We start from the raw sequence: 14,177 nt of genomic DNA, 5'->3' as shown, positions 1-14,177 counted from the left end.
CCGGTGCTCAGGCGCGCGAGAGAGCGACGGCTGCGGGGCAGCGCTCAGGCGCGCGCGAGCACGACGACGGGCGCGAGGAGCCCGGCGCGCGTCGCTGCGACGTTGTTGCTGATCCGCGTGACGAACTCCTGGCCGAACACGACGACGAGGCCGTCCTGCCCCGGGCCTCCGGCCGCGGCGAGGGCCGCCCGGCGGTCGTCGACGCGCAGGACGTCGAACCCGGCCGCCGTCAGCGCGCGGCCGTAGTCGTCCGGGGTCTCGACGAACGACGACCCGGCGTCGACCGCCCAGGGCATCGGGAAGGGCAGGTCGCCGGCCCCGACCCGCATCTGCTCGAAGAGCCCGAACGGGCTCCCGGGGCGCAGCACGCGGTGGATCTCCGTGAAGAGGGCCGTCTTGTCCGGCACGTTCATGCCGACGTGGACGAGCATCGCGCGGTCGTGCGACGCGTCGTCGCAGGGCAGCCGGTCGCCGTCGCCCAGCGCGAACGTGACGAGGTCGGCGAGCCCCGTCCGTGCGGTGAGCTCGCGGGCGGCGTCGACGAAGTCCGGGCTGAGGTCCACGCCGGTGACGTGGCAGCCGTGCCGGTGCGCGGCGAGCCGCGCCGGTCCGCCGAGCCCGCTGCCGACGTCGAGCAGGGTGGTGCCCGGCGCGAGCCCGAGGAGGTCGAGGAGGGCGGCGGTCGACGTCGCGCCCCCGGCGTGGAGCTCGTCGTACGGGGCGAGCGCGTCGACCGTCACCGGTCCGTCGCCGGCTCCCGCCGCGGCCAGGAGGCGGGCCGCGAGGTCCTTCCCCGCATAGTGCTGCCGCACCTGCTCCGTCGTGGCCATGGCGGCCTCCGTGCTCGTCGCGCGTCCACCCACGGGCGCTCTCTCTCGACCGTACGCCCGTCGTCTCCGCCCCGCCGGTCCGCCGCGCGGTTCGTCGTGAGGGTGTTGACCTTGACGTGACGTCAAGTTCTAGCGTGGTTCTCGTTGCCGCACGAGGCGCCCCGAGACACCGAGACCGTGAGAGGAGGCGGGCGATGCACCCCGCAGGGACGACGAGCGAGCGAACGGCCGACTGGTCCATCCAGGAGGTCGCGCGTCTCGCCGGCACGACGAGCCGCACCTTGCGCCACTACGACGCTGTGGGGCTCCTGCGCCCGAGCCGGGTCGCGTCCAACGGTTACCGGCACTACGACGCGGACGCGCTCGTGCGTCTCCAGCGGATCCTGCTCCTGCGCGACCTCGGCCTCGGGCTCCCCGCGATCCGGGAGGCGCTCGACGGGGCGTCGGACGCCGGGGGCGACGGACCGCCGTCGGGCACCGCCGAGCGCGACGCCCAGGTGCGGGCGCTGCGCGACCACCTCGAGTGGCTGCGGGCGGAGCGGCAGCGGCTGGCGCGGCAGATCGCGTCGGTCGAACGGACGATCACCACGATGGAAGGAGGTGGCGAGCTCATGGCGGACGACATGTTCGACGGGTTCGACCACACGCAGTACCAGGCCGAGGTCGAGGACCGCTGGGGCAAGGACGCGTACGCGCGCGGGCACTCCTGGTGGAGCGGCTTGAGCGAGGCGGAGAAGTCGGCGTTCACGGACCGCGTCGAGCGGCTCAACGGCGACTGGACGGCGGCGGCGGAGGCCGGCGTCGACCCGGCGTCGGACGAGGCGCAGGAGCTCGCGCGGCGCCACGTCGACTGGCTGCAGACCGTGCCCGCGAACCCGGCACACGAGCCCGGGCCGCTGCGGGGCTACCTGCTCGGCCTCGGCGAGATGTACGTCGGGGACCCGCGGTTCGCGCTCAACTACGGCGGCGTCGAGGGCGCGACGTTCGTCCGCGACGCCCTGCGCGTCTACGTCGAGCGCAACCTCTGAGGAGCGCCGACGCGGGGGGATCCCGACCCGGGACCATCGGCCCGGGCGGGATCACCGCGACGTCACTAGCCTGGAAGCCTGGCGGGACACGGCGCCCCGCCGCCCGCCAGGAGGCACCCATGGCCACGACGTCGACGTCCACCGGCCCGGCCACGACCCGCAACGTCGCCCTCGTGGGGCACAGCGGGTCGGGCAAGACCACGCTCGCGGAGGCGTTCCTCCATCGCGCGGGCGCGATCCCGCGGGCCGGCTCCGTCGCCGAGGGCACGACCGTCTGCGACCACGAGCCCGAGGAGGTCGCGCGCGGCATCTCGGTGAGCCTCGGCGTCGCGCACCTGGACTGGCGCGCGCCCGACGGCGGCACCTACCAGGTCACCCTGCTCGACACCCCCGGGTCCCCGGACTTCGCGGGCTCCGTGGACGCGGCGCTCGCCGTGGCCGACCTCGCGGTCGTGGTGGTGAGCGCCGTCGACGGGGTCCAGTCGGGCACGGAGGAGGTCTGGCGGCGCTGCGACGAGGCGGGGATACCCCGCCTCGTCGTCGTCTCCCAGGAGGACCGCGCGCGGGCGAGCTTCCGCACGGTGCTCGCCGCGCTGCGCGGCGCGCTCGACGCGCCGTTCGTGCCGCTCGAGCTCCCGCTCGGCGAGGAGCAGTCGCTGCACGGCGTGGCCGACGTCCTCACCGAGCGCGCGCGGGAGTACGACGGCGACGGGCGCACCCACGAGGAGGACGTCCCCGCCGACGTGCGCGACGAGGAGCACGCGCTGCACGACGAGGTCGTGGAGGAGATCGTCACGCACGACGACGACCAGCTCGAGGCGTACCTCGCGGGCGACGAGCCCGGCGCGGCCGACCTCGAGCGCACGCTCGCGCACGAGGTGCTCACGGGCGAGGCCGTGCCGGTGCTGCTCGCGTCCGCGGTGACGGGCGTCGGCGTGGACCGCGTGCTCGACCTCGTGTGCGAGCTCGGGCCGTCGCCCGCGGACCGGGCGGCGGTCGTCGCGCTGCCCGACGGCGCGGGGTCGGGCGGCGCCGACGGCGTCCCGTCGGAGCGCGCGACCACGGAGGTCGCGGCGGACCCGGCCGGGGACGCGCTCGTGCACGTCTTCCGGACGGTCGTCGACCCGTTCGTGGGCCAGGTGTCGGTGTTCAAGGTGCTCTCGGGGTCGGTCGCGACGGGCGACCGGCTCGTGAGCACCGCGACCGGCGCCGAGGACCGCGTGCACGGGCTCTTCCGGCTGCGCGGGCGCGAGCACGTCGCGGTCGACCGCGTGGTCGCGGGCGACGTGGCCGCCGTCGCGAAGCTCTCGGCCGCCTCGACCGGCACGCTGCTGGGGGCGCGGCGCGCACCCGTCTCCGCACGAGACCTCCCTGAGCGGCCCCCGGTGTACGCGGTCGCGCTGCGGCCCGTGTCGCAGTCCGACGACGACAAGCTCTCCTCCGCGCTGACCCGCCTGCGCGCCGAGGACCCGACGCTGCACGTCGACCTCACCGGGTCGCAGGCCGTGCTCGGCGGGCTCGGCGACACGCACCTCGCGGTCGCGGTCGAGCGGCTGGAACGCTCGTTCGGCGTGCGCGTCGCGACCGAGCCCGTCCAGGTCGCGTACCGCGAGACCCTCACGCGCGCCGTCGAGGTCGAGGGAAAGGTGAAGAAGCAGTCGGGCGGGCACGGGCAGTTCGCCGTCGTGCAGCTCCGCGTGTCGCCGCTCCCGCGCGGCGAGGGGTTCGAGTTCGTCAGCTCCGTCGTCGGCGGGTCGGTGCCGCGTCAGTACCTCCCGGCCGTCGAGCGCGGCGCGCGCGAGGCGATGGAGGGCGGCGGACCCCACGGCTACCCCGTGGTCGACCTGCGCGTCGAGGTCCTCGACGGCAAGGCCCACTCCGTCGACTCGTCCGACATGGCGTTCCGCACCGCGGGCGGGGTCGGGGTCCGCGAGGCGCTCGCGACGGCGGGCACGGTCGTGCTCGAGCCCGTCTCCGCGGTGTCCGTGACCGTCCCGTCCGACGCACAGGGCGACGTCATGGGCGACCTCTCCGCACGCCGCGGGCACATCACCGCGACCGACTCCCTGCCCGACGGCCGCGTGCGCATCGACGCGCTCGTGCCCGAGGCCGAGCTCACGCGCTACGTCCTCGACCTGCGCTCGATCACCGGCGGGCGCGGGTCGTTCATGGCCACCCCCGACCGCTACGAGGTCCGTCCCGGCGGCGTCGTGGCAGGTCGCTAGGGGTGTTCGTCTCGACGAGCCGTGTTACGCCGCACCACCGCTCCGCCGCTCGGGATCGAGATCCGGGCCACCGGATCGCACGGTCTCGCGCCTGGCTATGCGCGGGTCTACGGTAACGAAAGGCGCGGGGGCACCGCGACGTGCAAGTTCCGAACCGGTGGTCGACGAGCGGGCGGTCCGACGATGTCTATCGATGTGCTGAGCGTTCACCCCGGTCGGTCACGCCTGGCGCGGGGGAGCGTGGTCCTCGTGCTGGTGGCTTCGTGGGTACTCACCGGCACGGGTGCGTGGGGTGCTGACGACGTCGGGTCGGCGGAGCCACCGACCGAGCAGTCCGCCGTCGGGCCGGACGTGCTGCCCGATGAACCCGCGCCTGCCGTGGACGACGCGGCCACGCCGCCCACTGACCCGGCGGTCACGACCGACGAGCCGTCCCCAGCCCCTGCCGACACGCAGGCGCCCGCCACGGAGAGCGCCGCGACGCCTTCGGACCCGCAGGCGTCGGCGGCCGAGAGTTCGGTGCCGACCGCCGACGTACCCGTCACCGCACCCGCCGCCGAACCCGTGCCCGTCGGACCGGCAGACGTCGCCGTCCTCGCGGACCCGATCGTGGTCAACCCCGCCAACAACGTCCCCATCGCCTGGGTGGGCGGTGACACCCAGCCTCCCACGCTGGTCACCCTCCAGGCCGCGCTGAACGCGGCGGCCGCCGGGGACACCGTGCACGTCGTCGAGGGCACCTTCACCTTCACGGGCACGCTCACCGTCCCACGCGCCGTCACCGTCACCTCAGCGACCCCGTCGCAGATCGTCGCCCTGTGGGCCGTCACCGGAGGAGGGTTGACGACCACCAACCTGACTCTGTCTCCCAACCTCCCCAACCGGTCGGTCGTCACCGTCGCCGGGACGGGCGCGGTGCTGACGGGGCTGACGATCACCAACCCCGCGGCGCTGACCTCGATCATCGGCATCAACCTCGCAGGGACCACCGGGGTCACGATCACCGGACTCACCGTGACCGCTACGACGGGCGTGGTCACCGCGATCAACGCTGCCAGCGCCACCGGTGTCACGATCCGCGGCTCGACCATCACCGGTGCCGCCCGTGCCTACGCTCAGACCGCCGCCCAGACCGGGGCGGGTGTGCTGATGACCGACGTGACGGTGACCGGGGCGACCGCCAACGCGGTCAACACCGGGGCCACCACGGGGGCCACTTTCACGCGCGTGACCATCTCGGGGACGGGCATTGCGAACCGGACCGTCGCGGCGATCGATCTCCAGGCGTCGACGGGTGTCGTGATCGCCAGCGTGAACCTGGCCGGTTATCCGGTGGGGGTGAGCACTGCACTCACCACGACCGGTTTGGGCCCGGTCATCACCGGCTCGACCGTCACGACCACACCCGTGGGCGCGGCGGCGACCTTCGGGATCACGACGGGCGCGACGACCGGGGCGCGCATCGAGGACACGACCGTGACCGGCAACAGCATCCGCAACAGCGTCGGTCTCGACCTGTCCGGCTCGACCGGTGTCGTGGTCTCGAGGATCGTCGTGCGCGACTTCGGCTACGGAGTGCGCACACTCGGTGCGACGACGGGGGTCGGGATGGTCGCCACCGATGTCACGGTGACGGGCGCGATCGATGGGGGGGTGTCCATCGGATCGACCGCCGGCGCGGTCCTGACCGACGTCCACGTGACCGGCACGATGTTCGGCAGCTCCGTCGGTATCGACCTGTCGGTCTCCCAGGGGGCGACCGTGGTGCGGCCGGTCACGGACGCGTTCGTCACGGGCATCATGTCGCGCACCGACGGTACGCTCCGCAAGGACATCCCCGGCGCGACCATCACCGACGCCGTCCTCTCGGGAAGCAACGGCATCTCGCTGAACAACAACGGTGGCGCGACCATCACGAACGCGACCATCGACGCCACGGGCAGCGGCGTCTATGGGCGCTACCTGAGCGATCTGACCATCGACACGATCGCGATCACGGGACATGCCGGTTCGTCCTACCAGAACGGGACCAACGGGGTCCGGACCTATTTCTCGGAGGGCGTCACCGTCACGGACGCCGTGATCACGGGCGGCTCGACCGGCATCTACCTGGACGTGACTTACGACGCGATCCTGACCCGCCTCACGGTGTCGGCGGAGACCTGGTATGGCATCTACTCCGAGTCGGCCACCGGACTGGAGCTGCGCGACAGCACCTTCACCGGCAACGTCGGCATCGCCAACCTGACGATCAACCCGACCGAGTCGAGCGCCGAGGACCTGACCCAGATCAGCCGGGACGTCGTCTTCGCGGACAACGAGTTCACCGACAACGTCACCGGCATCTACCTGCCCCTCGGGTTCCGCGGCTTCACCTTCGAACGCAACGTCGTGACCGGGACGAACACCTATGTCGTGCAGATCACCCCCGCGCACGACGTCGTCGTCCGTGACAACGACATCGCGTTCACGGCCGCCGACCCGGCGTTCGACGCCGCGGTCCGCGTGGTGCCGTACTACTCCAACCTCGGCGAGACCGGGTCGCACTCGTCCTCGGGGCTCAGCGTCCTGAACAACCGCTTTACGGGTACCGGCCCGTTCGTCCAGATCGGTTCGCTCGACGACCTGGACTTCGGAGAGATCGGCACTCCCGGGCCGACCCCGCCCCCCGAGCCGGAACCGGCACCCGAGTCGGAACCCGACCCGGCTCCTGCGGCGCTCGCACCGGCGGTCCTTGCGCTCGTCGACCCGCCTCCGCTCGGCAGCACCTCCGCCGCGTGGCGCGCGACGACAGACACCGCGCAGGTCGTCGGCAACGTCTTCCCCGCCGACTCGACCGCGATCCGCACGTTCGGCAATGCCATCGTGGGTGACGACACCGACACCACGGCGGACTACGAGAGCGACGTCGCCGGGGCGCTGGTCGCCGTGGACGCCAGGGACCAGGGCGACCCGAACGACTGGGGTTCGCCGTGCAGGGCGACCGGCATCGTGGACGGCGTCGTCGTGTACGCGGGCGGGGGTGCGCGTGTCGACCAGGTCGCCGCCGCGCCCGCGCTGCACCCGCGCAACTGCATCGACCTGACCGTCACGGAGGCGTTCGGGCCCGCCGGGGCCGGCCCGTTCGCCACGGGCGACGAGGTCACCTGGACGCTCGTCCCGCACAACGACGGCCCCCTGGCGGCCCCGGCTGGATGGACGGTCACCCAGCTCCTGCCCGACGGTGTCGAGCTGGTCTCCTTCACGGGCGCCGGCTATTCCTTCGCGGGCCTGCTGGCGACCGCCGACTCGGACCTGCCCGTGGGTGCCGACGGCCCGGTCCTGACGGTGGTCGTGCGGATCACCGAGGTCGTGGACGTCGACACGCAGGCGAGGAACGTCGCCTACGTGGCCCCTCTCGTCGAACCCGACGCGACCGACCTGGACGGCGACGGCTTCGAGGACGTCATCGCCGAGCTCGCCAACCCCCTCGTCGTGCCGACCCTCGCGACGGACACCAGCGCCAGCCCCACCAACAACGACACCGAGGGCGTGTGGACCGTCGCGGCGAACGAGGTGCCGCCGACACCGACGCCGTCACCGACGCCGCCGACCCCGACCTCGGTCGTGACGCCCTCGACCCCGACGGGCCCGCCCGCGTCCGCCGAGCACATGGCGGCGACCGGTGCGGACGTCGGGCTGCTGGCAGCCCTCGCCTGCGTCGGCATCGTCCTGGGGGCGGCGGGCTACGTCCTCGCTCGTCGGCGCCAGGTCGCGTGACGCCGGAGCACCGACCGCACCTCTCGCACCCGGTTCGACCAGCGCGGCCCAGGGTCGGGCCGGGCTCGAGCGAGACGGCTGTGAGGCCCGTCGCTGAGCGGTCGACGGTTCCCGGCCGCGCTCAGCGGCGCGGCACGACGATCGGCGCGCCGCCGCCGGGGTGGTCGACGACCTCGACGGGGTAGTCGTAGACGCCGCTCAGGAGCTCGGCGGTGAGGACGTCGCGCGGTCCGCCGTCGGCGACGACGCGCCCGCCCGCGAGGACGGTCACCTGGTCGGCGTAGGCGGCCGCGAGCGAGAGGTCGTGCACGACGACGACCACGGCGCCCCCGGCGGCGGCGTGCCCCCGCGCGAGCTGAAGCACGAGCTCCTGGTGCTTGAGGTCGAGCGCGGCGGTCGGCTCGTCGAGCATGAGGAGCGCGGTGCGCTGCGCCAGCACGCGGGACAGCGCGACGCGCGCCTTCTCCCCGCCGGACAGCGACGTGAAGTGCCGGTCGGCGAGGTGCTCGACGTCGGTCGCGGCGAGGGCCTCGGCCACCGCGGTGTCGTCCTCGTCCTCGAACGGCGTGCCGCGCCACGGCGAGCGGCCCATGCGCACGACGTCCACGGCCGTGAACGGGAAGCTCAGCGAGACCTGCTGGAGCATGACGGACCGGCGCAGCGCGAGCTCGGTCGGAGTCCAGGCGCGCAGGGGTCGCCCGTCGACGACGACGTCCCCGGCCTCGGGGACCAGGTCGCCCGTGAGCACGGCGAGCAGGGACGACTTCCCGGCCCCGTTCGGCCCGAGCAGCGCGCGGACCTCGCCCGCCCGGACGTCGACCGAGACGTCGCGCAGGATCGGCGCCTCGCCCAGGGTGAGGGACACGCCGTGCGCCGCGGTGACCACGTCGCCGGGCGCGACGGGTGCGGGGAGGCGGGACCGCCGTCGGGCACCGGTGACAGCGGTGCGCAGGGAGCCGAGGAACGAGGAGCCCTCGTGGCGCAGGTCGGTCATGCCCAGCCTCCCTGGCGCGAGCGCGTCCGGCGCAGCAGGTAGAAGAAGAACGGCCCGCCGACGAGCGACGTGATCATGCCGAGCGGCAGCTCGACGTTCGCGACGGCGCTGCGCGCGAGGAGGTCCGCGGCGAGCAGCACGACGGCCCCGCCCAGCACGGAGGCGGGGATGAGCGTGCGGTGGCTGGGGCCGCAGACCATGCGCACGAGGTGCGGCACGACGAGCCCGACGAACGCGATGATCCCCGTGAACGCGACCCCGGCGGAGACGAGCAGCGCGACGAGGACGATGACGAGCTGGCGCAGCCGCTCGACGTCGACCCCGAGGTGCTGCGCGGCGCGCTCGCCGAGCGCGAGCAGGTCCATCTTGCGGCGCACGAGCATCGCGCCAGTGACGCCGACGACCGCGATCGGCAGGACGACCGCGACGGACTGCCACGTCGCGCCGCCGAGCGACCCGAGCTGCCAGAACACGATCTGCTCGCGCGCGGCCGGGTCCGCCACGAAGGTGAAGAACGCGAGCATCCCGCCCGCGAACGCGTTGACCGCGATGCCCGTGAGGACGAGCGTCACGACCTCCGTGCGCCCCCCGGCGCGCGCGAGCGCGTAGACGACGAACGTCGTGACGAGCCCGCCGAGGAACGCCGCCCCGGCGACCCAGGTGCCCGGCACGAGCGCCCCCGCGGTGACGATGACCGCGCACGCGCCCACGGCCGCACCGGACGACACGCCGATGACGCCCGGCTCGGCGAGCGGGTTGCCGAACACGCCCTGCATGAGCGCGCCCGAGCACGCGAGCGCGGCACCGACGACGATCGCCATCACGACGCGCGGGAACCGCACGACCCACAGCGCGTTCTCGCCCTGCGGGTGCGACGGCATCGGCCCCCAGTCGAGCCCGACGTGGTGCGCGAGCGAACCCAGCACCTCTGCGGGCGACACGGGCACCTGCCCCGTCATCCCGGACACGACCGTGAGCACCGCGAGCGCGACGCCCAGCCCGACCATGAGCCAGCGCGCGGCCCGGCGGCGCTGCTGCCCGACGGCGGGGCCCACCCGGGCGGGCCGGCCGCCCGGGCGGGGGGCGCCGTCGGGCACGGTGGCGTCCTCGGGTACCGGTGCGTCCTCGGGCGTGCCGACGGGACGGGTGACGGGCGTGCTCACGAGGCCGGGAGCTCCGGCGCGGGCACCCCGTAGAACGCCTCGACGAGCGACGCGATCGTGGACCCGGTGCGGGGGCCGAACGTGAGGAGCCGCGAGCCGTCCATGTCGACGACGCGGCGCGCCTCGCCCGCGGGCGTCTGCGCGAGGCCCGGGATCGCCATCATGGCCTCGAGGCCGCCCATCGACTCGAGCCCGTCGGTCATGACGAGGTAGGCGTCGGGCGCGGCGCTGATGATCGCCTCGCTCGTGACCGGCGCGTACTCCTGCGTGAGGCCGATCGCGGTCCCGGCGTCCTCGCCGCCGACCTCCTGGATCAGGTCGTCGGCGCCCGAGCCGGGCCCGAACAGCATCTTGATGTTGGACCCGCGCAGGTAGAGGAACGCGACGCGCGGCGTCCCGGTGTCCTGCGGGACGGCGCCGAGCGCCGCGCAGATCTGCCGGTCCGTGCGCTCGACCAGGGCCTCGCCCTGCTCGGGCACGCCGAGCGCGGTCGCGACGGCGCGGATCCGGTCGTCGACGCCGTCGAGCGTGCGGGCCTCGTCGAAGTACACGACGGGGATGCCGGAGCTCTCGAGCTGCCCGCGCACGTCGTCGGTGAGGATGGTCGCGTCGGTGAGGATGACCGACGGGTCCAGCCCGAGGATCGACTCGACGTCCAGTGCGTGGCCCGCGCCCGTGACCACCGGGACGTCCGCCGCCTCGGGGAAGCCCGTCGGCAGGTCGCGCCCGACGACGTTGTCGCCCAGGCCGAGGCTGTAGACGATCTCGCCGAGCGTCCCGTACAGGTCGACGGGGATGATGCGGCTCACGTCAATGATCTCGACCGGGCGGCCGTCGACCGACTCGATCGTGACGGGGAGCTGCGGCGTCGGGGCGTCCGCGATCGGGTGGATCGCGTCGTCGGCGAACGTCGCGCTCGTGGGCCCGGTGGGGAACGACGCCGGGTCGACGTCGGCCCCGCCGCCCGCGGCCCGCGACTCCTCGAGCGTCGTGCACGCCGGCGTACGGGTCGAAGTCGGCTCGGAGGGTGTGGCCTCGACGGGCGCGGCGTCCTGGGTCGTCTCGGCCGACGGCGTCGCGGGCGGCTCGTAGGGCAGCGGCGAGCACGCGGCGACGAGCCCCAGCACGACGACGGCGCCCACCCCGGCCAGCGTCGTCACCGCTCGGCGTGCGCGTCCCTGCCCGACGCCGCGAGGGGAGGACGAGGCACCCGCGGAGCGGGTCGACGGGGCGCTCGGACGCAGCACGGCGCGGACAGGGTGATGCATGGGGAGATCTCCAGGAGCGGTACGCGGGGGCGGCGCGACCCGGCGGGGCCGTCGCCTGACCCAGATGAGATAAGGCTAACCTGACTCACGCCCTGCTCCGACCGACCGCTCCGGCGCGAGGTAGAACGCTGGTCTGCCGAAGTAGAACCGCGGTCGCGCGAGGTAGAACCCTGGTCGGTCGAAGTAGAACCGTGGTCCGGAGGAGAACGCTGGTCGGCGGGGGGCCGCGGTCTGCCGAGGTAGAACTCGGTCGGCTGAGGTAGAACGCTGGTTGGTCGAGGTAGAACCCTGTTCGGCCGAGCTGGAGCCTGGTTGCCGGAGAGGACCGCTCGGCTCGACCTTGTGGCAATGGCCGGTCGAGCATGTGGTTGTGGCTCGTCGGCTACCCCCGACGGGCCACAACCTCATGCTCGGTGTCGCAGGGTGTTCCGCCCGGGTACGCGGAGACCAGGGCGGGACGAAGCCGGTCGGGGTGGGTGGTGGTGCCGCGTCGTGGTCGGGCCTGGCGGGAGCCGCGAGGAACGAGCGGCGGATGGTAGGCGCGGCACCACCACCCACCCCGACCACCCCACGCAACCACGCGCCGTCGGGCACAACCACGGTTCTACCTCGGCCGACCAGGGTTCTACCTCGCGCGACCAGGGTTCTCCCTCGGTGGCTGGGGTCAGCGGTGGACGGCGCCGAGGTCCGCGAAGAGGTCGCTGTTGAGGCGGAACGCGTGCTTGGCCTCGGCGACGGTCTCGTCGAGCTGCTCGGGCGTGAGGACGAGGGCGTCGAGGCGCTCGCGGTAGACGTCCTTGAACGGCTTGGACTTGGGGATCTCGACGAACGTGTAGAACGCGAGGCCGTCGCCGGACAGGCCGTAGTGGCGCTCCATCATGCGCTTGATGATCTGCCCGCCGGAGAGGTCGCCGAGATAGCGGGTGTACGCGTGCGCCGCGTACGCCGGCAGCGACGTGCCGACCTCGCGCAGGCGCGCGACGTAGCGCTCGGTCGCGGGGTGGATCGTGATGCGCTCGGCCCAGTCGGCGCCGACGAGGAACGTCAGGTCCTTCTCGATCTCGGGGGTGCGCGTGAGCTCGTCGAACACGAGCGTCGCGCCCTGGGCGTCGGCGCGGACCGCGGCGCTCGCGTCCTCGAGCGCGCCGTAGATCGCCCACTGCTGCGCGGCGAGGTCGGCGTACGCCGCGACGTCGAGCTGCCCGGACATGAGCCGCTCGACGAAGCCGGAGCTCTCCGCCTGTTCGTGCTCGGGGCGCGTGCCCTCGCGCAGGCGCTGGGACAGCGGCACGGACTCGTCGGTGCGGTCGAGGTCGTGGGTGAGAGCGGTCACTGCGTGCTCCTGCGGGGTGGCGGCGGTCAGGGTGCTCCGTCCTGACGCGGTGTCATGACGATGCGTCAGGAACTCTAGCCTACCCAGGTGAGGCTTGCCTATCCTCGATCCGGGATCCGGTCGACATCCTCGGCGTGAAGCCCGGCGCCTGAAGCCTGGCGCGCCCGAAGCCCGACGGGACGGGCGCCCGAAGGGACGGACGCCCGACGCGCGGACGGCGCCACCCGGCGAACCGCCGACGGCGACCCGCGCCGTTCGTCCGGTGCGACGTCGTCAGCGCGAGAGTGCGGGGGAGGCCGCGTCGGCGCCGACGGCGCGCAGCACGAAGGCCTCGGTCGCCTCGATCGCCTGCTCGCGCGCGACCGGGTCGTCGGGGACGAGCCGACCGGACAGGCACGCGTTGACGAGCTGCACGGTCGTGTCGATGTCCTGCTCGGGGAACTCCCCGGCTTCGATCCCGGACGCGACGATGCGGCGCAGGATCGCCTCGACGAGCTCGGCGTGCTCGCGCAGGCGCTGGCGAGTCGTGCGCGACAGCACCGTCCTCAGGTCGGGGCCCGGGGCCAGGTGGAAGATGCGCTTGAGCTGGACCTGCTGGCGGATGTAGGTGCGCAGCTGCTCGACGGGGTCGTCCACGTCCTCCAGCGCCCGCTCGAGCGTCCCGACGTACTGCTCCGTCTCGTGGGTGATGAACCCGAGGAGCAGGGCCTCTTTGTCGGGGAAGTGGTTGTAGACCGCGGTGCGGCCGACGCCGGCGGCGGCGGCGATGTCCGCGAGCGAGATGGCGTCGAAGCCGCGGTCCATCATGAGGGTCGAGAGCGCCGCGAAGAGCTTCTGCCGGGTCTGGGCGCGGTGCTCGTGGAGGGACCCTCCGATGATCTTGGGCATGCTGACATCATAGGGAGGTCGTGTCAGAACGCTAATCGCCTCGCCGCCCGGGCGAGGCGGGGGCACCGCCCGGGGCGCGGGCCGCCGTCTGGCACACTGCCGCCATGGACACGACCGCGTCGCCCGACGGCGGCCCCGCCACCGCCAAGGACCCGGAATTCCCGCCCGTGCCCGCGGACACCAAGGACTGGACGTGGGTCATGGAGCGGCCGTGCCCGGAGTGCGGGTTCGTGGCGGCCGAGGTGACGCCCGACCGCGTGGGGGCCGCCGTGCGCGACGCGGTCCCGCGCTACGTCGGCGCCCTGGGCCGCGAGGACGTGCGCGTGCGTCCCGACGCCACGACGTGGTCCGTGCTCGAGTACGCGGCGCACGTCCGCGACGTGTTCTCGATCTTCGACGTGCGCGTGCAGTCCATGATCGAGGGCGACGACCCCCGGTTCGCCAACTGGGACCAGGACGCGACGGCCGTCGAGGAGGACTACGCGCACCAGGACCCGGCGGTCGTGGCGCGCGAGCTCGAGATCGCGGGCGACCGCGTCGCGGGTCGCTTCGACGCACTCGTCCCCGACCAGTGGGAACGGCCCGGGCGACGCTCGAACGGGTCGGTGTTCACGGTCCGCACGCTCGGCCAGTACTTCGTGCACGACGTCGTCCACCACCTGCACGACGTCGGCGCCTGAGCGCGTGCC

At 73.5% G+C, this 14,177-nt stretch carries 10 protein-coding genes; 4 read left to right on the top strand and 6 right to left on the bottom strand.

Annotation, left to right across the window (positions count from 1 at the left end; all coding sequences use genetic code 11):
* Positions 1-44: 44 nt before the first annotated feature.
* The gene (locus FIC82_RS19580) at positions 45-830 is read right to left on the bottom strand and encodes an SAM-dependent methyltransferase (protein ID WP_064316144.1); all 786 of its coding nucleotides are present in this window, start codon (positions 828-830) and stop codon (positions 45-47) included.
* A gap of 194 nt (positions 831-1,024) precedes the next feature.
* Here FIC82_RS19580 and FIC82_RS19575 point away from each other — a divergent pair, with 194 nt between their 5' ends.
* The 3 genes from FIC82_RS19575 to FIC82_RS19565 all read left to right on the top strand — a co-directional run bounded on the left by FIC82_RS19575 (position 1,025) and on the right by FIC82_RS19565 (position 7,842).
* Positions 1,025-1,858, top strand: coding sequence for a MerR family transcriptional regulator (locus FIC82_RS19575; protein WP_154799595.1), 834 nt, complete (start codon positions 1,025-1,027; stop codon positions 1,856-1,858).
* A 119-nt stretch (positions 1,859-1,977) separates the two neighbouring features.
* Entirely contained in the window at positions 1,978-4,083 is a 2,106-nt protein-coding gene (locus FIC82_RS19570) for an elongation factor G (RefSeq protein WP_154799594.1), read from the top strand.
* Positions 4,084-4,323: 240 nt separating this feature from the next.
* Positions 4,324-7,842, top strand: coding sequence for a right-handed parallel beta-helix repeat-containing protein (locus tag FIC82_RS19565; protein WP_171445721.1), 3,519 nt, complete (start codon positions 4,324-4,326; stop codon positions 7,840-7,842).
* Positions 7,843-7,963: 121 nt separating this feature from the next.
* Here FIC82_RS19565 and FIC82_RS19560 read toward each other — a convergent pair whose 3' ends face one another.
* The 5 genes from FIC82_RS19560 to FIC82_RS19540 form a co-directional block, all read right to left on the bottom strand.
* The gene (locus FIC82_RS19560) at positions 7,964-8,836 is read right to left on the bottom strand and encodes a heme ABC transporter ATP-binding protein (RefSeq protein ID WP_154799592.1); all 873 of its coding nucleotides are present in this window, start codon (positions 8,834-8,836) and stop codon (positions 7,964-7,966) included.
* Positions 8,833-9,843, bottom strand: coding sequence for a FecCD family ABC transporter permease (locus FIC82_RS19555; protein WP_082918938.1), 1,011 nt, complete (start codon positions 9,841-9,843; stop codon positions 8,833-8,835). The genes FIC82_RS19560 and FIC82_RS19555 overlap by 4 nt, the downstream gene beginning before the upstream one ends.
* A 152-nt stretch (positions 9,844-9,995) precedes the next feature.
* Positions 9,996-11,159, bottom strand: a complete 1,164-nt coding sequence (locus tag FIC82_RS19550; protein WP_154799591.1) for a heme/hemin ABC transporter substrate-binding protein — start codon at positions 11,157-11,159, stop codon at positions 9,996-9,998.
* A gap of 772 nt (positions 11,160-11,931) precedes the next feature.
* Complete coding sequence (locus tag FIC82_RS19545) at positions 11,932-12,600, bottom strand: biliverdin-producing heme oxygenase (protein WP_168732144.1); 669 nt, start codon at positions 12,598-12,600, stop codon at positions 11,932-11,934.
* Positions 12,601-12,873: 273 nt separating this feature from the next.
* Complete coding sequence (locus FIC82_RS19540; protein ID WP_154799589.1) at positions 12,874-13,488, bottom strand: TetR/AcrR family transcriptional regulator; 615 nt, start codon at positions 13,486-13,488, stop codon at positions 12,874-12,876.
* Between the two features lie 104 nt (positions 13,489-13,592).
* On the opposite strand from FIC82_RS19540, the gene FIC82_RS19535 reads away from it, so the two are divergent.
* A complete protein-coding gene (locus tag FIC82_RS19535; RefSeq protein ID WP_154799588.1) occupies positions 13,593-14,168 on the top strand; it encodes a DinB family protein in 576 nt (191 codons plus the stop codon).
* The last annotated feature ends 9 nt before the right edge of the window (positions 14,169-14,177 follow it).

The organism is Cellulosimicrobium protaetiae (assembly GCF_009708005.2).
In the GTDB taxonomy this organism is placed as follows: Bacteria; Actinomycetota; Actinomycetes; order Actinomycetales; family Cellulomonadaceae; genus Cellulosimicrobium; species Cellulosimicrobium protaetiae.
The sequence above is the reverse complement of the archived record's forward strand: the minus strand, read 5'-3'. Positions and strand labels throughout refer to the sequence as shown.